General features: G+C 64.1%; 20 protein-coding genes, 1 pseudogene and 1 riboswitch. Of the genes and pseudogenes, 9 read left to right on the top strand and 12 right to left on the bottom strand.

Translation table 11 applies throughout. The annotated features are described in order from the left end of the window. Both OCL88_RS19290 and OCL88_RS19285 read left to right on the top strand, forming a co-directional pair. Nucleotides 1-573: PucR family transcriptional regulator (locus OCL88_RS19290; protein WP_264963592.1), on the top strand; the 573-nt coding region annotated here is incomplete at its 5' end. 132 nt (nt 574-705) lie between these two features. Then, on the top strand, nt 706-1,626 hold the full coding sequence (locus tag OCL88_RS19285) for an AEC family transporter (protein ID WP_264963591.1): 921 nt from the start codon (nt 706-708) through the stop codon (nt 1,624-1,626). Between the two features lie 253 nt (nt 1,627-1,879). Here the strand turns inward: OCL88_RS19285 and OCL88_RS19280 are convergent, their stop codons facing one another. Then, the gene (locus OCL88_RS19280) at nt 1,880-3,178 is read right to left on the bottom strand and encodes a hypothetical protein (RefSeq protein ID WP_264963590.1); all 1,299 of its coding nucleotides are present in this window, start codon (nt 3,176-3,178) and stop codon (nt 1,880-1,882) included. Between the two features lie 4 nt (nt 3,179-3,182). Then, nucleotides 3,183-3,330: riboswitch (cyclic di-AMP (ydaO/yuaA leader) on the bottom strand. A gap of 215 nt (nt 3,331-3,545) precedes the next feature. On the opposite strand from OCL88_RS19280, the gene OCL88_RS19275 reads away from it, so the two are divergent. After that, nucleotides 3,546-4,613 (top strand): ATP-dependent DNA ligase, encoded by a 1,068-nt coding sequence (locus OCL88_RS19275; RefSeq protein WP_264963589.1) that lies wholly within the window; start codon nt 3,546-3,548, stop codon nt 4,611-4,613. A gap of 7 nt (nt 4,614-4,620) precedes the next feature. Here the strand turns inward: OCL88_RS19275 and OCL88_RS19270 are convergent, their stop codons facing one another. From OCL88_RS19270 to ptsP, 6 genes are all read right to left on the bottom strand, one after another. Then, nucleotides 4,621-4,863 carry a DUF6480 family protein gene (locus OCL88_RS19270; protein WP_264963588.1) on the bottom strand — a complete coding sequence of 81 codons (243 nt, stop codon included), beginning with the start codon at nt 4,861-4,863 and terminating at the stop codon, nt 4,621-4,623. A gap of 98 nt (nt 4,864-4,961) precedes the next feature. Then, nucleotides 4,962-5,774, bottom strand: coding sequence for an alpha/beta fold hydrolase (locus tag OCL88_RS19265; RefSeq protein WP_264963587.1), 813 nt, complete (start codon nt 5,772-5,774; stop codon nt 4,962-4,964). Nucleotides 5,775-5,792: 18 nt separating this feature from the next. After that, a complete protein-coding gene (locus OCL88_RS19260; RefSeq protein ID WP_021473027.1) occupies nt 5,793-6,035 on the bottom strand; it encodes a hypothetical protein in 243 nt (80 codons plus the stop codon). A gap of 80 nt (nt 6,036-6,115) precedes the next feature. Continuing rightward, a complete protein-coding gene (locus tag OCL88_RS19255) occupies nt 6,116-6,535 on the bottom strand; it encodes a helix-turn-helix domain-containing protein (protein ID WP_264963586.1) in 420 nt (139 codons plus the stop codon). 135 nt (nt 6,536-6,670) lie between these two features. Then, on the bottom strand, nt 6,671-6,949 hold the full coding sequence (locus tag OCL88_RS19250; RefSeq protein WP_021473029.1) for an HPr family phosphocarrier protein: 279 nt from the start codon (nt 6,947-6,949) through the stop codon (nt 6,671-6,673). 61 nt (nt 6,950-7,010) lie between these two features. Next, nucleotides 7,011-8,711 (bottom strand): phosphoenolpyruvate--protein phosphotransferase, encoded by a 1,701-nt coding sequence (ptsP, locus tag OCL88_RS19245; protein WP_264963585.1) that lies wholly within the window; start codon nt 8,709-8,711, stop codon nt 7,011-7,013. A 129-nt stretch (nt 8,712-8,840) separates the two neighbouring features. Here ptsP and OCL88_RS19240 point away from each other — a divergent pair, with 129 nt between their 5' ends. From OCL88_RS19240 to OCL88_RS19225, 4 genes are all read left to right on the top strand, one after another. After that, entirely contained in the window at nt 8,841-9,563 is a 723-nt protein-coding gene (locus OCL88_RS19240) for a TetR/AcrR family transcriptional regulator (protein WP_021473031.1), read from the top strand. 64 nt (nt 9,564-9,627) lie between these two features. Beyond that, complete coding sequence (locus OCL88_RS19235; protein WP_021473032.1) at nt 9,628-11,697, top strand: PTS mannitol transporter subunit IICBA; 2,070 nt, start codon at nt 9,628-9,630, stop codon at nt 11,695-11,697. Then, complete coding sequence (locus OCL88_RS19230) at nt 11,697-12,842, top strand: mannitol-1-phosphate 5-dehydrogenase (protein ID WP_264963584.1); 1,146 nt, start codon at nt 11,697-11,699, stop codon at nt 12,840-12,842. The genes OCL88_RS19235 and OCL88_RS19230 overlap by 1 nt, the downstream gene beginning before the upstream one ends. A 341-nt stretch (nt 12,843-13,183) precedes the next feature. Beyond that, nucleotides 13,184-13,420, top strand: coding sequence for a hypothetical protein (locus tag OCL88_RS19225; RefSeq protein ID WP_264963583.1), 237 nt, complete (start codon nt 13,184-13,186; stop codon nt 13,418-13,420). Between the two features lie 275 nt (nt 13,421-13,695). Here the strand turns inward: OCL88_RS19225 and cycA are convergent, their stop codons facing one another. The 5 genes and pseudogenes from cycA to OCL88_RS19200 form a co-directional block, all read right to left on the bottom strand. Further along, entirely contained in the window at nt 13,696-15,156 is a 1,461-nt protein-coding gene (cycA, locus tag OCL88_RS19220) for a D-serine/D-alanine/glycine transporter (RefSeq protein ID WP_264963582.1), read from the bottom strand. 173 nt (nt 15,157-15,329) lie between these two features. Further along, the gene (locus OCL88_RS19215) at nt 15,330-16,091 is read right to left on the bottom strand and encodes an ABC transporter permease (protein ID WP_264963581.1); all 762 of its coding nucleotides are present in this window, start codon (nt 16,089-16,091) and stop codon (nt 15,330-15,332) included. After that, nucleotides 16,088-16,867, bottom strand: a pseudogene (locus OCL88_RS19210) (ABC transporter ATP-binding protein). Before OCL88_RS19210 ends, OCL88_RS19215 begins: the two are co-directional and overlap by 4 nt. A 3-nt stretch (nt 16,868-16,870) precedes the next feature. Continuing rightward, nucleotides 16,871-17,236 (bottom strand): DUF1048 domain-containing protein, encoded by a 366-nt coding sequence (locus OCL88_RS19205; protein WP_264963580.1) that lies wholly within the window; start codon nt 17,234-17,236, stop codon nt 16,871-16,873. A 1-nt stretch (nt 17,237) separates the two neighbouring features. Continuing rightward, complete coding sequence (locus OCL88_RS19200; RefSeq protein ID WP_031217003.1) at nt 17,238-17,567, bottom strand: PadR family transcriptional regulator; 330 nt, start codon at nt 17,565-17,567, stop codon at nt 17,238-17,240. A 217-nt stretch (nt 17,568-17,784) separates the two neighbouring features. Between OCL88_RS19200 and OCL88_RS19195 the strand changes: the two genes are divergently transcribed. Together OCL88_RS19195 and OCL88_RS19190 are read left to right on the top strand one after the other, a co-directional pair. Continuing rightward, the gene (locus OCL88_RS19195; protein WP_264963579.1) at nt 17,785-18,228 is read left to right on the top strand and encodes a MarR family winged helix-turn-helix transcriptional regulator; all 444 of its coding nucleotides are present in this window, start codon (nt 17,785-17,787) and stop codon (nt 18,226-18,228) included. 19 nt (nt 18,229-18,247) lie between these two features. After that, nucleotides 18,248-19,489, top strand: a complete 1,242-nt coding sequence (locus OCL88_RS19190; protein WP_264963578.1) for an MFS transporter — start codon at nt 18,248-18,250, stop codon at nt 19,487-19,489. Nucleotides 19,490-19,581: the final 92 nt, after the last annotated feature.

Below are 19,581 nucleotides of genomic sequence, written 5' to 3'. Positions count from 1 at the left end.
CTCTTCAGCGCCGGGACCGAGACGCATTCGGTGGTCCTCTTCCGTGAATCGGGCGGCCGGGCCGTTCATGCGCAAGTGCTGGTGCATTACCAACTGGAGTTGGCCAAGCGTGCCGGCCGTTCGGTGGACCGCATCATCCTGGGCATCAGCGAACCAATACAGGTGATCCGGCAGCTTGCGGGAGCGTACCGGCAGTCGAAGGTGGCTGCCCAGGCTGCGGCTGTCGAACCGTCGCTGGGAGAGCTGGTGGACAGCCGGTCGGTGGGGGTCTATCAACTCTTCGACCGCCTGCAGGCGCCCGGCGGTTGGGACGATACGGGATCCGTCCACTACAGCGCCCTTGAAGGGCAGGATCGAAACGGTGAGCTCCTGCCCGTCCTGGAGCTCCTCTACGACAACGACGGTTCGGTGCAGGATGTCGCCGCCAAACTCCATCTGCATCGCAGCAGCATTTACAACCGGCTCGGCAGGATCCGCCAACTCATTGGAGCCGATCCCCTCAGTGGTGCCATCCGGCTGGAGCTTCACGCCGCGCTGAAGGCCCGGCGCTGGGCGGTCAGGCCACGAATCTAAAGGCGCCACAGGATGAACTCCGATGGACAGCCCCTGCCCGTACGCTTAGGGTGAGAAAGCGGTTTCTCGCAGGATTAGTAACTAGGGAAACCGTTCCAAGCGGGACCTGTTACCAATGCGAAAGGGGGCGGGGTGGGCGGCGTCGTCTCCGGCATCCTCATCATTTCGGCAGTCATTGCCGTGGGCTACCTGGCCGTCCGGTGCAAACTGCTCGCCCCGGAAGTGCAGGCTGCTCTGACCCGCACCGCCTTCTACATCACCAACCCGGCGCTGCTCTTCACCGTGGTGGCCGGGAGCGACATACGGGCCGCGCTCGGCGTCGACGCCCCGCTGGCCCTTCTGTCTGCTGCCGCGATGGGCCTCCTGTACTGCCTGCTGAGTTTCCTCTTTTTCCGACGGCCCGTTGCCGAAACGGCCGTGGGAGCCATGGCCAGCAGCTATGCCAATGCCAACAACATCGGGATCCCCGTTTCCCTCTACGCGGTGGGAACGGCCCAGCACGTTGCCCCGGTCCTGCTGGTGCAACTCCTGGTCCTGGCGCCCTTCTATGTCACCATCCTTGGTGTGGCCGGAGGGGCGAAAGTTCCCTGGAAGCGGGTAGTGCTGCAGCCGTTGGGGAATCCCATGATCATCGCGTCAGCGCTGGGTGTGGTGGTGGCGTTGACCCACTGGGAGGTTCCGAAACTGGTCCAGCGGCCCATCGATATGTTGGCCGGGGCTGCCGTTCCCATGGTGCTGCTCGCCTTCGGGATGTCCTTGGCGGGCCGCGCTCCGCTGCAGAAGGGCGACGGCCGGGTGGAAACCGTGGTGGCGACGCTCCTGAAGCTCGTGGGGATGCCCTTGGTGGTCTGGGCGCTGGGGCGGTTCGTCTTCGGGCTCGAAGGGCAGCACCTCCTGGCGTTGGTCATCATGGGTGCGCTTCCCACGGCACAGAATGTGTTCCTTTTCGCTTCCCCGTACGGCCGTGGCACTGTTGTTGCGCGCGACGTCATCCTCCTGACCACAGTGCTCTGCGTGGGGGCCTTGCTGGTGGTCGCGTGGCTCTTGGGGTAGCGAAACATGTGACCGACCCGGGGGCGGAAGAACCGGGTGGCAGAACAGTCGGGTGGCAGAACAGAAGGCAGGAACCTTTGCTGGGTCCCTGCCTTCTCAGGTTCACACTCGTTTGTTAGCGGCGCCCGTCAGAAACGGCGCAACCGCTGGTGGCTCCAGCGGCCCATCCGATGGCGGAAAGTGGCCGTCCGGCTGCTGCAGCAGTACCGGCCGTGCCAGCCGATGTGGGTGGTGGTCCGGGGCATGCGGGTGCTCACTTGAGGACCCCCTTGGCTGCGTCGAGCAGGCCGTCCACGTCCAGGCTCGGAGCCTCCGTCGGTGTGCTGGACTTAGGGTCGGAGCCCGGCTTCGGGGAGTCGCTGGGCCGCGGCTTGGAAGTCTGCGTCGTCGTCGGCGTGGGCGTTGGGGTGGTGGTTGGCGTCGGTGGCGTCGTCGTAGGAGGCGTCGTGCTCGGCGAAGGCGCCGTGATGTTGTCCGACGGCGGTGCCGGCTGGCTCGGAACGGGCGACGTCACGCCCGGTACCGGAACCACGGCCGAAGGGGCGTTGGACGGAACCCACTTGGGGTCGGCCAACGAAACCTGCGGCGTCGGAGTGGACGACGGCGGTGCTGCCGCCGGTGGAGCGGCTTCGACGGCGGACTGCCCGGTGTCCGTCGTAGCGGCCGACGTCGAGGACGCGGTGGAGTAAGACGGCGTCGGGCCAGGAGTGGCAGAGCCCGTTGCCCGGCCCTCACCGCCATTGTTGGCGCCGCTGGCCTGGTTCTGGGTGTCCTGGCCGAAGACCGGCAGGTCCAAGGCTTGGCTTACCGTGCCCACCGTGAGAACCAGGCCCAGTGCTCCGGCGACCACCGCCATGCGCTGGCTCATGGTCTTCACGGACGCTGCCTTGGTCAGGACGGCATGGGGTTCCTTGGTGAAGGAAGAGGAAGCAAAGGAACCAAAGGCCGACTTCGCAGCATTGCGTCCTGCAGCGGCTCGTCCTGCCGCAGGGCGTGCGCCGTCGTGCTGGCCCCGGGCGGTCTTGCGACTGGCCAATCCGGCGGCGGCTGTAGCGTCAGCGGCGATCCGGGCCGGCGTCTTGGGCTGGGCGGTCCCGGCCTCGGCGGCAACGTGCGCCGAAACCACCGGAATAGCGGCAGTCGCGGGCTCGGCCTCAGCGGCAGGCTCCGCCGGTGTGGCCTTCACCAGGGGGATGGCGGCCGTGGGCGGTCCGGGCGTGGTGGACTCCGAGCGCGGAGGAGCGGCAACTACCGGGATGGCTTCGGTGCGCGGCTCTTCGGTGGGGGATTCAGCGGGGGTTTCGGAGCCGGGCTCTGCACTCGGTGCAGCTTCCGGAGCCACGACTGCCTGGGCCGCGCGCTCGCGTTCCATCGCCCGACGCTGCGCTCGTGTCATGGGCGCAGGGGTGGGGTCGGTCGCGGTGGCGGGTGCCGCCGTCGTGCTTTCTATTTCGGTGGCCGGACCGCTGGGCTGGGCCCGACGGCGTCCGGTTGGCTTGGTGGGCTGGCCGTCCCCTTGGGCACGGCGCGGCTGATCCATGGTTGGGGACATGGTGTTTGCCTCTCAACGCCTGCGAGGTTAGCTGTCGGGTTCGGACGAGGCCGTCCGGCCGCACGTGGCGGCTTCACCCCAAGGGCCTGCGGGGAACAGGCCCGGGAACTCTGGGTCCCCCGTCTCTGCCGCGGGTCTGGCGGGATTCCGGGATGCGGCAGAGCTCGGCGTCAGCCCGGAAGCGGCCCAGCGGAGATACGGGTCGCCCTACGAAGTTACAGCAGCAGGGAAGTAAAGTCACATTAATGTAACGAACGGTACATGAGGGCCGGCAGCGCCCGCGCTGACGGACGGACGCGCCACACACTGTCCACATATCCCTGCTGAACACTAGCTTTCGGCGTCTACCGGCCGGTAGACATGAGCTATGGACCTACCCGTGATGCCACCCGTTTCGCCCATGCTCGCCAAATCCGTGCCCAACATTCCCGAGGTTGGGCACTACGAACCCAAATGGGACGGGTTCCGGACCATCGTCTTCAGGGACGGGGATGACGTCATCCTGGGCAGCCGCAACGAGAAACCCATGACCCGGTACTTCCCCGAGCTGGTGGAGGCGTTGAAGAAGAACCTGCCGGAGAAGTGCGTGGTGGATGGAGAGATCATCCTCATTTCCGGCAACCGGCTCGACTTCGAAGGACTGCAGCAGCGCATCCACCCCGCCGACAGCCGCGTCCGGATGCTTGCAGAGAAGACGCCGTCCTCCTTCGTCGGGTTCGACCTCCTGGCCCTCGGGGACGAAGACCTCACCGGCCGGCCGTTCTCCGAGCGCCGCGCTGCGCTGGAAAAGGCGCTCGCCGATGCCGAGCCGCCCGTCTACGTGACGCCTGCGGTCACCGACCTCGAGCGGGCACAGGAATGGTTCGTGCAGCTTGAGGGAGCAGGGCTCGACGGCGTGCTGTCCAAACCGCTCGACGGCACCTACCAGCCGAACAAGCGGGTGATGTTCAAGACCAAGCATGAACGGACGGCGGACTGCGTGGTGGCCGGTTTCCGTTGGCACAAGACGGCGGACGTCGTGGGGTCGATGCTGCTGGGGCTCTATGACGATTCCGGCAAACTCCACCACGTTGGAGTGGTGGCCGCCTTCCCCATGGCGAAGCGGAAGGCGATGGTGGCCGAGTTGGAGCCGTACCAGGTGGAGATCGCGGACCACCCCTGGGGAGAGTGGGCCAGCCAGGAAACCGGAGCGGCGGTTGGTTCGAGGATGCCGGGGGCCCAAAGCCGCTGGAGTGCCGGCAAGGACTTTTCTTTTGTTCCGCTGCGGCCCGAGCTGGTGATCGAAGTGGCGTACGACTACATGGAAGGAGACCGGTTCCGGCACACCACGCAGTTCCGCAGGTGGCGGCCGGACCGGACTCCCGAAAGCTGCACGTACTCACAACTGGAGGAGCCGGCCGACTATAACCTCGGCGAGATCCTCAAGCTGCAGTAGGGGAGCTCTATTCCTCGTGCCCTTGGTCCGTGCTCATGCTGTCTTCCGCTGGAGGCGTTTCTCCTGGGGGCACTCCGCCGCCGGGTTCAAGCCCTGTGACGTTGCCGTTGTCCGGATCCGGGTTGGCTGATGCGGCGGGATCGCGGTCTTCGTCCTGCCTCATGTCCGGGTCCTCGTGGATGCTGTCGGGCTCGGCCGCACCGGACACTCCGAAGGTCTGCGGATCGTCTTCCGGGTCATAGCTTGTCATGGTCAAACCCCTTCCTAAGCAAACTTACTATTTGGCTTGCCCTGCCAGCCTAACCGTGTCCCGTCCAACGCAACAAGGGGCGTGCCGTCGTCGTGCGCCTATGCCTGGGTGCGGTCCGATGTAGCAGCGACGAAGCTCCGGATCGCGTCCGCAACGGCCTTCGGCCTCATGTGCTGGGCCACGTGTCCCACCCCCGGAATCTCCACCAGCCTGCCCTGGGGAACAGCGCGGGAGAGCCGAAGCGACCATTCGGGTCCTGCTACGTGGTCGCGGCTGCCGCGCAGGATCAGCACGGGGTTTCCGATGCGGCCCAGACGTTGCTCGGTGGGGTAGTCCATCATCACGGACAACTCCGTGAGGTACCAGCGGGGGCCGCACAGGAAGTAGTCGGAGACGACGATCCAATTGGAAGAAGGGCTCTCGCGAAGGAGTCCATCCAGGAAGAGGGCCAGCGATTGCCGCCGTACGTTCTTGTGCTTCGAATCCACCACAGGACCCATCAGAACCACGTGCGAGGCCTGCTCCGGTGCGTGGAGCGCAGCCTCGATGGCGAACTGGACGCCCATGGAGTGGCCCACCAGCACGTAGGAAGTGATGCCCTTCGCTTTCAGCGTCTCCGCAATGAAGGCCCCGTATTCCTCGGCCGTGACTTGGTGGTCCGGTGTGGGCGTGCCCGCAAAACCCGGAAGGTCGAATGAGTACGTCGGCGAACCAGCGGCAAGGACGGCGTGGAGACGCGCAAGGTAACGGTGTGAGACGCCGATGCCGTGAATCAGGATGTACACGGGGCTGTCCGGGGAGCCGGGCGATGGCTGCGAGCCGGGCGGCGGGGTTCCGTTGGTCCAGAGGATGCGGCCCGTAAGCCCGCCGGTTTCCACGTCCTCCGAACACAGGGGCGTGCGGCGTATCAATCGTCCTCGCACCCGGTTCTACTCCCGCGCGGGGTCGTCGGACCCGGCTGATTCATCCGCGCTCTGGTGAACGTCGGCAGCGTTGGCCGCTTCCCGGCGTCGGGCGATCTTTGATTCCGTCCACATCGCGACGGCGACGAACACAACGCACGCGAACATGAACGTGGCTACGAAGTTCAATCCCATGGCCGAACCAAGGGGTGCGGCAACAGCCATGGCGGCCGCTCCGGCCACGATATGCCACCCCTTGAAATTTCCCACCAAATAAGCGTAACCCCGGCGTTTGCGGCACTCCGCCTCTTGGCCGGGATCGTTGCTTGATCCTTATCACCACGCCCTGTCTACGGCGTGTCGTCAGGTCCTGTGGCTTCCTCTGCCGCACTGGCCGCGGCTTCCTTGCGCTTCTGCTTTTCCAGCCAGGCCATGATCGCAGCCTGCCGGATACGGCGATGGGTTCCCCGGTACTCCACGGGGATTTCGCCGCGGTCGGTCATATTACGCAGGTAAGTGTGCGAAATCCCGGCAAGCTCAGCTGCCTGGGAGGTGGTGAGCATTTCCTCGACACTGCTGACGGTTACGGTTTCGCCCCTGCTGAGCCGCGCGAGGAGGTCGACGACGGCGTCCTTCGCCTGCTCGGGCAGGCGGTGGACGGTGCCATCGACGAACACAGTGATGTCGTTGCTGTCCTGGAGCGAGCGTGCCAGGTTCCGGGCGTCATCGGCGGGAAGGCCGGCCGTGACGCGGGGAGCTATCAATGCCATGGCAGAAGCCTAGCGCGGCTGCACCCCAAGGCGGTGTCGTATGCCGGTTCGCCCGATTCGACGATTCGCTGCGGGTTAGACGTTTCCTACCGTCTAACACGCAGCGAGCCATCGAACCGGGCGGCAAGCCAAGAGTCAGACGGCGTCCAGGTCCGTTTCCAACAGCTTCACCAAGGCATCCAGTGCCTCGTCAGCACCTTCACCCTCTGCCCTGAGCACCACCACATCGCCCTTGGCCGCGCCAAGCGTCATCAGGGACAGGATGCTGGCGGCGTCGAGGGCGTCTTCGGCGGGTTCTCCCTGCATGGCGATGGTGACGTCCACGGACTGTTCACCGGCGGCCTCGGCAAAGAGCGCCGCGGGACGCGCGTGGAGGCCGGACTTGCTGGCGATGGTAGCTGTGCGTTCGGGCATGGGTTTCTCCTTGCGGTTGGGAACTTGCGGAACTTGCTGGATGCGGCGGGTCGGGCTGGACTTACAGCCCGAGCTCTTCGAGTACCGGGAGCTTAGCGCGCACCCACTCGCGGGCTTCCGTCGCACTCGGTGCGGACAGGGCCAGCCGGGCCAGCTCCTGCGCCTGTTCCAGTGTGACGGTCTTCAGGACAGTCCCGACGGCGGCCAGTGAACGCGCAGTCATGGACAGCGTGCTGACGCCAAGGCCGGTGAGTACGACGGCGAGCGCAGGGTCCGCGGCCGCCTCGCCACACACGCCGACAGGCTTGGGATCGCCTTCCCGGCCGGATGCTTCGGCGGCCGAGCCTTCCACGGTGAGCTGCACCAACCGGAGAACTGCGGGCTGCCACGGAGTGTTCAGTTCGGCCAAGGGGCCCAGCTGGCGGTCGGCTGCCATGGCGTACTGGGTGAGGTCGTTGGTGCCGAGTGAGGCGAAAGCGACCTCCCTGAGCACTGTGGCCGCGGTGAGCGCTGCCGAGGGCACTTCCACCATTACGCCCGGTGTTTTCAGTCCGGCTGCGGCGCAGAGCGAGGCGAAGCGGCCGGCTTCGGCTGCGGTGGAGATCATCGGCGCCATGACCCACACATCGGCTTCTGATTCGGAGGCGGCCTGTGCGATTGCGGAGAGTTGGCGTTCCAGCACGCCGGGGGTGGTGAAGTCGGTCCGGTAGCCGCGGACGCCCAGCGCGGGGTTGGGTTCCGTGGCATCGGTGAGGAAGGGCAGGGGCTTGTCCGCGCCGGCGTCCAGGGTGCGGAGCACAACCTTCTTGCCGGGGAACGCGTCAAACACTGCCTTGTAGGCCGCGGCCTGTTCGTCCACGGAGGGCTCGGTGTCGCGTTCGAGGAAACAGAACTCGGTGCGGAACAGGCCAACGCCCTGGGCACCCAGCCCCGCGGCGGCAACCGCGTCCTTGGCACCTCCGACATTGGCGAGCAGCGGCACCAGGTGTCCGTCCGCCGTCGTGCCGTTTCCGTCGAAGGAAGCGAGCGTTGCCGAGGTTTCCGCCCAGGCCATTGCGGCGGTGCGCTGTTCATCGGAGGGTTCCAAGGAGACGAAGCCCGCGGCGCCGTCAACGTAGATTTCGGTTCCGTCGGGTACGGAGTCGACGCCGTGCGCTGCCACCACGGCGGGGAGGCCGAGGGAGCGGGCGATGATCGCGGTGTGCGACTGCGGTCCGCCGCCGGAGGTGACCAGGGCCAGCACTGTGGAGGGGTCCAGCGTGGCGGTATCGGCGGGGGCGAGGTCTTCGGCGACGAGGATGAAGGGGGTTGCCGAGGAGGGGATGCCGGGCGCGGGAACGCCGCGGAGTTCGGCGACGATGCGGGCGCGGACATCCAGGACGTCGGTGGCGCGTTCGGCCATGTAGCCGCCCAGGTTATGCAGCATTTCGGAGACGGAGGCGCCGGCTTCCCAGATGGCTCGTTCCGGGGAGGTCCCTGCATTGATCAGCTTGGTGGCTGATTTCAGCAGCATGGTGTCCTTGGCCATCAGTGCCGTCGCTTCGAGGACGGCCTTGCCGTCGCCGCTGGCGGTATCTGCCCGGCGTTTGAGCTCGTCATGGACGGTTTGGGCTGCTGCCTTCAAACCGGCGACGGCGTCTTCCGCGCTGGCGTCCGCTGCGAGCCGTTCGCCCGCGGGCGGTTCGCTGACAGGCTTGGGCATCTGCCGAACGGAACCAATGATGCGTCCAGGGCTTACCCCTACTCCTTGGAAATTCTGCACTGAATCCTCTGTTCCTGCTGGTTGGATCTGACCCTGCGGCATCGGCACCACGAGCCTTGAAGTCGAGCTTACAAAATTTTGCTGTGAGCCACTTCATATAGCAACGCTATAGGTGCTAGGGTAGCGGCTATGAGTTTCGATGACCAGCTTCCGCCTAAAATTCGGTTGCTTCGCGCAGCTGCCGAATTGCTGGCGAATTCGGAAGGGTCAGCGGTCTCTACGCGCCAAATCACCAAGCTTGCCGGTGTCACGGCGCCTACGCTCTACCACCACTTCGGAACCAAAGAGGGCTTGTTCGACGCTGTCGTGTCGGCCGGTTTCGAAGAGTACGTGGCCAAGGAGCGCGACTTTGCACCGTCCGGGGAACCACTGGAGGACGTCAGGCGGATGTGGGACAACCACGTCAGGTTCGGACTCTCCCAGCCCCATCTGTACTTGGTGATGTTCGGCAATATTCGCCCGGAGAGCCGCCCGGCCATCGTGGCCGACGCGGAAGCCCTCCTGGAGGAGATGCTGAACAAGGCCGCCATCTCAGGACAGATCAATGTGCCGCCCCGCGAAGCGGCGCGCAGCATCCTCGCGGCCAATGTGGGCGTCACGCTCATGCTTATCGCCGAACCGGCCGAAGACCGGAACCTGGAGCTATCAACAATGACCCGGGATTCCATGATCTTCGCCGTCTCCACGGATACCGCCCGTGGCGCCGCAGCGGAGGACTCCGGTAAGTCCTCCGTGGTTGTTGCGGCAATCGCCCTGAATGCGGCACTGCAGGCCTCGCATTCTGACCAACTGTCCAGTTCTGAATTGAAGCTTTTCCTGGAATGGCTTCACCGCATCTCCAGCAGCTCCTAAAGCTGTCCTCTCGATCTATATCGACTGACCCCGCGCCGCCGCGGGAAACACGTTAGGAATTCACATGGCAACAGAGACCGTTGCGAAGCCCCGCACCAGCGTTCGCGTTGGTGTCCAAAAATTCGGAACCTTCCTGTCCGGCATGATCATGCCCAACATCGGAGCCTTCATCGCGTGGGGCCTCATCACGGCCCTGTTCATCGAAAAGGGCTGGTTCCCCGTTGCCGAGTTGGGCGGGTTCGGCACCAACGCCGAGGGTGAGCCCAACGGGGGCATCGTCGGCCCGATGGTCACCTACCTCCTTCCGATCCTGATCGCTTACACCGGCGGGCGGATGGTCTATGACGTCCGCGGCGGTGTGGTTGGTGCTATCGCAACCATGGGTGTCATCGCAGGAACCGACTCGCCAATGTTCATCGGTGCCATGATCATGGGCCCGCTGGGCGGTTGGACCATGAAGCAGATCGACCGCCTGTGGGACGGGAAGATCCGCCCGGGCTTCGAAATGCTGGTGAACAACTTCTCGGCAGGCATCTGGGGCGCAGCGTTGGCCCTCGGCGGTTTCTATGGTCTGTCCTGGGTGGTCCAGCGCTTCACTGAAGGTGCGGGCGCCGTTGTGGGCTTCCTCGTCAACAACGGCCTGCTTCCCCTGACCAGCATCTTCATCGAGCCGGCCAAGGTCCTCTTCCTCAACAACGCCATCAACCACGGTGTCCTCACACCTTTGGGCATCCAGCAGTCCCTGGACCAGGGCAAGTCCATCCTCTTCCTGCTTGAGGCCAACCCCGGCCCCGGCTTCGGCATCCTGCTGGCTTACATGTTCTTCGGCCGCGGCGCCGCGAAGGCTTCGGCTCCCGGTGCTGCCGTCATTCACTTCCTCGGCGGTATCCACGAGATCTACTTCCCGTACGTCCTGATGAAGCCGATCCTGATCCTCGCTGCCATCGGCGGCGGCATGACCGGCATCGCAACCCTGGCCATCACCAACTCCGGCCTCGTTGCTCCCGCAGCTCCGGGTTCCATCATTGCCGTACTGGCCCAGACCTCCCGCGACAGCTACGTGGGCGTCATCCTGGCTGTGGTCCTCGCAACGGCAGTTTCCTTCCTGATCGCATCGCTCATCCTTCGGACCTCCAAGAACAAGGGCGAAGACGACCTCAGCGCCGCCACGTCCCGCATGGAAGCCATGAAGGGCAAGAAGAGCTCCGTTTCCTCCGCCTTGGTGGGCGATGAATCCGCCGCCGGCCGCGGTGAAGGCACTGTCCTCACCCGTCCCGTCCGGAACATTGTCTTCGCCTGCGACGCCGGCATGGGTTCCAGCGCCATGGGTGCCTCGGTGCTGCGGAACAAGATCAAGGCAGCCGGCTTCCCGGACGTCAAGGTCACCAACTCCGCAATCGCCAACTTGAGCGACACTTACGACGTTGTGGTCACGCACCAGGACCTCACCGAACGGGCACAGCCGCGGACCTCATCCGCCGTGCACTACTCGGTGGACAACTTCATGAACAGCCCAAAGTATGACGAGATCGTTGAACTGGTGCGGACCAGCAACGACGCAGAGGCAGGCGGTGCCGCCGTCGCAGAGAGCACGACGCCGGAAACCACCGCAGGTGCCCGACCTGCCGCAGCTGCCACTCCCGCTGCTCCGGGTACCAGCCATGGTGCGCATGCCGCGGAACCGGCCACCGCCGTCGAAGGTAAGGGCGTCCTGCTTGCCGAAAGCGTGAAGCTGAACGGCTCCGCGCAGGACCGTGACTCTGCCATCGACGAGGCCGGCCAGCTCCTCCTGGACCGCGACGCCGTGGATGTCAGCTACGTCCACGCCATGCACGAACGCGAGGAATCAGTGTCCACCTACATGGGCAGCTTCCTGGCCATCCCGCACGGCACCAACGACGCCAAGGACCACATCAAGCACTCGGCTGTTTCGATCGTCCGCTACCCCGAAGGCATCGACTGGGGCGGCAAGCAAGTGAAGTTCGTGGTCGGTGTGGCCGGCCTCAACAATGAACACCTCCACATCCTGTCCTCAATCGCGAAGATCTTCACCAACAAGGCCCAGGTGGCCCGCTTGGAGGAAGCAACCACGGTTGAGGAAGTCCTGGAGCTGTTCGGAAAGGTCAACGCATAGTGAAGGCAGTCCATTTTGGGGCAGGCAACATTGGACGGGGATTCGTGGGGCTTTTGCTGCACGAGGCCGGCTACGAAGTGGTGTTCGCGGATGTCGCGGACGCGCTCATCAGCCAGTTGGCCGGCGCGGACAGCTACGACGTGCATGAAGTGGGCGAGCACGCCGCGGTCAAGACCGTGGACGGCTTCCGCGCACTGAACTCGGCAACCGAGGAAGCTGCCGTCGTGGAGGAAATCTCGACGGCGGATGTGGTCACCACCGCCGTGGGGCCGCACATCCTCAAGTTCGTGGCACCCGTGATCGCCCGCGGCCTGGCTGCCCGCCCCGCAGGGATGCGCCCGCTCCAGGTGATGGCTTGCGAAAACGCGATCAACGCCACGGACATCCTGCAGCAGGAGGTCCGCTCCGCGTGGGACGAGTCCGCAGGCAGCCTGGATGCCGTGGCTGTCTTCGCCAACACCGCAGTGGACCGGATCGTCCCCAACCAGGCGCCGGGCCAGGGCCTGGACGTCACCGTGGAGACCTTCTATGAGTGGGTCATCGACCGGACTCCCTTCGGCGGCAACGCACCGGTCATCCCGGGAGCGACCTTCGTGGACGAGCTGGGTCCCTACATCGAGCGCAAGCTCTTCACGGTGAACACGGGGCACGCCTCGGCTGCATACTTCGGGTACCAGGCAGGGCTGGAGAAGATTTCCGATGCCATGGCCGATCCTTCCGTCGCGGCAAAGGTGCGGGCCGTGCTGGAGGAAACCAAGGAACTCCTGGTGGCCAAGCACGGCTTTGCGGAGGCGGAGCAGGAAGCGTATGTGCAGAAGATCCTGTCCCGCTTCACCAACCCCCACCTGCCGGATACCGTGGTCCGGGTTGGTCGTGCACCCTTGCGGAAGCTCGGACGGCACGAACGGTTCGTTGGACCCGCTGCGGAGCTGGCCGAACGTGGCGTGACCCCCGTGGCGTTGCTCGAGGCGATGTCATCAGCACTTCGATTCGACGAACCCTCGGACGACGAAGCCGTGGAGCTCGCCAAGCTGCTGTCGGAACTGGACGCGGCCGCCGTCGTCGAACGGGTCACGGAACTTCAGCCGTCGCATCCGCTGTTCCCCGCCGTGCAGAAACTCGTCGAGGACCGCCAAGCCCGCTGATCCTCTATCACTTCCCGCCGGTTTCCGCCGGTTCCTCTATCACCAACAGAAGAGCCCGACCCGTCACTCACCTGTGCCGGCGTCGGGCTCTTCTCTTGGTCAAGAGGCGCTCGGCGCCCCCGACGCTCTATCACCTCCCGCGGGTTTTCGGCGGTTCCTCTATCACCTCCCGCCGCGTTTGGCGGGACGCTCTCTCACATCCCGGAGTCCGGCGACCGCGCTTCTCTTAAAGCTCAGTAGCCTTACTTTCCGTCCTGATCACTGCTAGGTTGGCTGTATTAGCTGACGTGGATTGCCCGGCACCCGGAAGGGCGGGCACGGGCTACAGGAGGTTTTCTTCGGTGAACGACACCCCTCAGCATGACGATTTGCCCCTGGCGGACTACGACCACATCCCCAACGGCACCCTGCCGTCGCGGATTTCCGGCCTTGGCCAGGAGGGCATCCAGCTCCTTCCCGACTACGAGCGCGCCCACGGCAACAGGCTCCCGGTCATCCAGATTCTCGAGAGCCGGCTCAACGCGCTCAAGGGTGGAACGGAGCCACGCGGAACCACCGCGCCCACCACCCTCAGGTGAGCCAGTCGAGCACAGGTTCGCCGGTGAGCCCCGCGACGTCGGGCCCTCCGGTTAACCCGCCGTCGCAGGGTGACCCCACCAATCCGGCCCAGCCCCGCTAACCACCCATCCCTCTGCATGGTGCGAGAGGATCGCCCGAAACGCGTCGGGATGTGGGAGAGCAATCCGGAAAAGGCGTCGGGATGTGAGAGAGCGGCGGTAGCAGGAGGAAAGCGCAAAGCCCGACGTCGGGCACCCAGGCTGGGTGCCGACGTCGGGCTTTATTGCGTGAGTGCTTAGCGCGCTGCCGCGGTTTCCCTTTCAGCCATGGCCTTCCACTCGGCCACGCGGGCCTGGTGGAGCGGTGACCGACGGACCACAGCGTAGGCGATGCCGAGGATGGCGAACCAGATGGGTGTGACGAGCAGAGCGGTGAGCGTTTCCGGCTGCGTCGTCAGGGCCCAGACCAGGAACGCGAAGAAAGCGAACACTACCCAGACCATGGGGATGCCGCCGGGCATCTTGAACGGGGAGGCCGCGTGCTGCTCGGGGCGGCGTTTGCGGTAGACGAGGTAGCTGGCCAGGATGATGGACCAAACGAACATGAAGCAGACCGCGGATACCGTAGTCACCATGTCGAACGCGGCGCCAACGTCCTTGCCGGCGTAGAGGAGAACGACGCCGGCCAGCAGCAGGACGCAGGACAGGAACAGGGCGTTCTGGGGTACTTTGCGGCGGGAGAGGTGGCCGAAAAGCTTGGGCGCGTCGCCGTCGTTCGCGAGGCCGAAGACCATCCGGGAGGTTGAGTAGATACCGGAGTTGGCCGAGGACATTGCAGAAGTCAGCACCACCAGGTTCACCACGGTCGCGGCCATGCCGAGGCCGGCCAAGGAGAACATCGCGATGAAGGGGCTGTGCCCGGCCTTGAACTCGGTCCACGGGGTAACGGACATGAGGATGATGAGGGCGCCTACGTAAAAGAGCATGACGCGCAACGGGATGGCGTTGATCGCGCGGGGAAGGTTGTGCTCCGGGTTCTTGGTTTCAGCTGCCGCGGTGCCAACCAACTCGATACCCACGAATGCGAAGACAGCGATCTGGAAGCCTGCAACGAAGCCCATGAATTCCTTGGGGAAGAAACCGCCGTGGCTCCACAGGTTGGTGAAGCTGGCCGTGCCGGCGTTCGACTGGAAGCCGGTGAAGATCATCACGAGGCCAACAACGATCAGGGCAACGATTGCCACGATCTTGATCAGCGCGAACCAGAATTCCGTCTCGCCGAAAGCTTTGACAGTGGGCAGGTTCAGGAGCAGCAGGATGAGGATGGTGGCCAGGCCCGGGATCCACAATTGGATGCCCGGCCAGAGCTCGTTGGCGTAACCGGCGATCGCGATGACGTCCGCGACGCCCGTTACTACCCAGCAGAACCAGTAGGTCCAGCCCGTGAAGAAGCCCGCCCAGGGTCCCAGGAGGTCGCCCGCGAAGTCGCTGAAGGACTTGTAGTTGAGGTTGGACAGCAGGAGTTGGCCCATGGCACGCATCACGAAGAAGAGCATGAAGCCGATGATCATGTAGACGAAAATGACGGAGGGGCCGGCTACGGAAATGGTCTTGCCCGAACCCATGAACAGGCCGGTTCCGATTGCGCCGCCGATAGCGAGGAGCTGAATGTGGCGGTTGCTGAGCGCGCGTGACAGATGCGGTTCGCTGTCCCTGCTGGAGGCAGCGCGCTGCCCCGTGGTTGTTTGGTCTGACATGTTTGTTCAAGAACCCTTCGAAAGAACCGTCACGAAGGTGACGGCCGTTACAAATCTGCTTGACCAAGCTATAGCCAAGCGCGGGTAATTGACCAATCGGTCGGTTGGCGGATGTCGCAGTGGCTTAATCGAGCGCGGACGTGGCGCTTGGGCAGCACTACGTCCGCGCCTTGCTAACCGTTTCTCCGTCGGTAGATCCCGTTGGCCGCGACGTACGCCACCGCGAGGATGCCGAGGCACCACGCCAGTGCCACCCAAATGTCCGATCCCACGGGCTCCTGCGCGAACAGGTTTTGGAGGGTGTTGACGATCGACGTGACCGGCTGGTTTTCCGCGAACCAGCGGACAGGTCCCGGCATGGTGTCCGTGGGGACGAAAGCCGAGCTGATGAAGGGAAGGAAGATCAACGGATAGGAGAATCCTCCCGCACCGTCCACCGATTTTGCGGAGAGCCCGGCGATGATGGCAATCCAGGTCAGGGCGAGCGTGAAAAGTGCCAGGATGCCGACCACTGCGAGCCAGTCAAGGATGGTGGCCGATGTGCGGAACCCCATGAGAAGCGCAACGCCAACAATGATCACCAAGGATAGGCCGTTCGCCGCGAGGGACGTCAGGACGTGCGCCCAGAGTACCGACGACCGTGACACCGGCATTGACCGGAACCGCTCGAAAATTCCGCCCTGCAGGTCCGTGAAGAGGCGGACCGCCGTGTAGGCAATGCCCGAGGCGATGGCGATCAGCATGATGCCGGGCAGGAGGTAGTTCACATAGTTGGAAGTCCCGGTGCGGATGGCGCCCCCAAAGACGTAGACGAACAGCAGCATCAAAGCGATCGGTGTGATCGCTGTGGTGATGATAGTGTCCATGCTCCGGAAGATGTGCCGCATGGAACGGCCAGTCAGTACCGCGGTATCCATCACGAAATGCGTGCTCATGACCCGTCCTTCACTGACTCGTTGCGTCCAACCAGCGCAAGGAAGATGTCCTCAAGGCTGGGCTGCTTTTCGACGTACTCCACGGTGGCCGGTGGGAGGAGTCGCTTGAGTTCGGCCAACGTTCCGTTGGCGATGATTCGACCAGCGTGCAGGATGGCGATTCTGTCCGCGAGGTTCTCCGCCTCGTCAAGGTACTGGGTGGTGAGGAGCACGGTAGTGCCTTGGCTGGCGAGGTTCCTGACGATTTCCCACACCTCCAGCCTGGCCTCGGGATCGAGCCCCGTGGTGGGCTCATCAAGGAAGATGACCCGAGGTTCGCCGACCAGGCTCATGGCAATATCCAGCCGACGGCGCATGCCGCCTGAGTAGGTTGCGACCTTCCGCGCCCCCGCCTCTGTGAGTCCGAACTGCGCAAGCAACTGGTCTGCGGCTTGCTGCGGGTGCTCCAGATGCCGCAACCTTGCCACCAGCACCAGGTTCTACCTGCCTGTGAGGATCTCGTCGACGGCAGCGAACTGCCCGGTCAGGCTGATGACTTCGCGGACCTTATGGGGCTGGGCATCGACGTCGAAACCCTCGACGGCGGTCTTCCCGCCATCCGCTGCCAGCAGCGTGGACAGGATCCTGACCAGAGTGGTTTTCCCGGCCCCGTTGGAGCCCAGCAAAGCGAAGATGCTCCCGCGTGGAACGTCGAAATCGACGCCTCGAAGAACATGGAGGTCCTTGAAGGACTTCCGAACGCTCTCCACGACGATTGCCGAAGCTGGAAGGGCCATGACTTACTCCTCCTTCTTCCTGGCGTCTTCCACGGCCTTGGTGAGCCGCTCGCGTTCCTTGTCGATCCAGCGCTTCCCCCCGTATGCCTGGGCGAAGGTTTCAGCGAATTCGATGGGGTCCTCCCCGACAATCCCGCCAATGGGTGCGCCGTCGATCGCTGCACGTTCCCAGAGATCGGCGAGGTCCGTGAACATCTGGACCATGGTCCCGCCCTCGGTCACGCCGCCGTAATACATCAGGTACCGGTTGTATGCAGCGGCCACGGTCCGGTACGGCTCGGGGAGCGCGTCCATCCGGGATTTCGCCTGCTTGTACTGCTTCTTTTGTTCGAGTGATCCCGTGACCGTTTCGATCCATTTCGCCGTCATGTCAGTTCCCTCCCTTGCGGAGTTCTTCGAGCCGTTCGGACAAGAAGCTCCACGTGTTCCAAAATTCCTTGAGTTCGTTCTCGCCCTTGGTATTGAGCGTGTACACCTTGCGGGGCGGACCTTTTTCCGACGGACGCTTCTCGACGTCCACCAGGCCCTTCTGCTCGATCCGGACCAGCAGGGCATACACGGTGCCTTCGGCGATATCGGTGAAGCCCCGGGCCCGCAATTTGGTGGTTATTTCGTATCCGTACGCGGCTTGTCCGGTGAGGAGGGCCAGAACGATGCCCTCCAGCGTCCCCTTGAGCATCTCCGTCATTTGCTTTCCCATGGGAGACCTCTCGCTACTCAGTCTTACTGGCTACCAGTACATAGTAATGCTGAGTAGCGGTACTTAGCAATACTTAGTTGCAACCCGCGGCAAGCTTCTTTAGCCCACCCAACCAGGTCGCATTAGTGCGCGTTCTCACGGCTGAAAACGCGCTCAGCTGCGACCCAGTTGGGACACTGTTGACATTTAGGTACCCTAACTATTAGGGTACCTAAATATGACGAAAGCTTTCGATCCCGCGCTCCTCGACTTGGCGCAGGAATTCCGTGAGACCCTGCGCCTGGGCGTATACATGTTCCGCCGGCTGGACCCTGAAGGGGATCTCACGGCTGCGCAGCTCAGCCTGCTGGCCATGATTTCCGACGGCGCCCTCCGCGTCGGAGACATCGCGCGGAACCTTGGAATCAAGGTCCCCAGCGCTACCGAACAAATCATCAAGCTTGAGCGCGCCGGCCTCGTCAGCAGGCAGCCGGACCCCGATGACTCCCGAGCCGTGCAGGTCGCCATCACCCAAGCCGGCATGACCGCCGTCGACTCTGCCAACCAGCGCAGGAACGAGCTGGTAGCCACACTGTTGCAGGAACTCAGCGACGACGAACTTGGGCACCTGACGGCGGCACTGCCCGTGATCACAAAGATCAACAACGCTTTCCAGAACTAATCCGAAAGGGGCACACCCCATGTCACGCCAGTTGGCTGACGCCTCAACAAGCGCCGAAAACACCTTGGAAGCCGAGAAGGTTTCTTTCCTCAAGCAACCCAAGGCAGTGTGGGCAACGGCCCTCGCCGCAGTATTCGCCTTCATGGGTATCGGCCTTGTTGACCCCATCCTTCCCGCGATCGCCGAAAACCTGGACGCCTCCACCAGCGAAGTGTCCCTCCTGTTCACCAGCTACTTTCTGGTGACGGCCGTGGCCATGCTCATTAGCGGCTTCGTGTCCTCGCGGATCGGCGGCAAGAAAACGCTGCTGATTGGCCTCGCGGTGATCGTGGTGTTCGCTTCCCTGTCCGGGCTCTCCGGCAGTGTGGAACAGCTGGTGGGCTTCCGTGCCGGCTGGGGACTGGGGAATGCGTTGTTCGTGGCCACGGCGTTGGCGGTGATCGTCGGGGTTGCCAGCGGTGGAACCGCAACGGCGATCATCCTCTACGAGGCAGCCCTGGGCCTGGGGATCTCGCTCGGACCACTGCTGGGTGCCTTGTTGGGTGGCTGGCAATGGCGTGCCCCCTTCTTTGGCACCGCGGTCCTGATGGCTGCCGCTTTCATCGCCCTGATCGCTTTGCTGCCCAAGACTCCTGCCCCTGCCAAGAAGGCGCGGCTGCGGGATCCGCTCCTTGCGCTCGGCCATAAGGGTCTCAGCACCACCGCCGCCAGTGCACTGTTCTACAACTACGGCTTCTTCACCATCCTGGCCTTCACCCCGTTCATCCTTGGCATGGACGCGTACGGCATCGGGGGAGTGTTCTTCGGTTGGGGCGTTGCAGTTGCAGTGTTCTCGGTTTTTGTGGCCCCGGTCCTGCAGAACCGCTTCGGTGCGGTCAAGGTCCTCACCGGAACGCTGTTCTTCCTCATGCTCGACCTGATCGGGCTGGGACTGGCCGCGGGGCACTCGGTGCCGGCCGTCGTCGTGCTTGTCATCGCTGCCGGCGCCCTGCTGGGCGTCAACAACACGATCTACACCGAACTGGCCATGGGTGTTTCCGATTCACCGCGACCCGTTGCCTCCGCCGGGTACAACTTTGTCCGCTGGATGGGCGGCGCACTGGCGCCGTTCGCGGCCGCGCAGCTCGGCGAACATTTCGGTCCCCAGGTGCCGTTCTTCGCCGGCGCCGCGGCCATGGTGTTCGCCATCCTGGTGGCGTTTGGCGGGCGGAACTACCTGAAGGCCCACGAGCCTCACCTGGTCCAGCACCCAACTAAGTAGCAGCAGAGCGCGTTATGAGCCTTCATAACGCGCACTTTTGCGACCTAATACGAAAGTAGGGGCGGGTTAGGCTGCGGTGAGCGGGGTGATGG

It is taken from the genome of Paenarthrobacter sp. PAE-2 (assembly GCF_026013155.1).
In the GTDB taxonomy this organism is placed as follows: Bacteria; Actinomycetota; Actinomycetes; order Actinomycetales; family Micrococcaceae; genus Arthrobacter; species Arthrobacter ureafaciens.
Note: the sequence above shows the minus strand (reverse complement) of the source record. Positions and strands in the feature narration are given on the sequence as shown.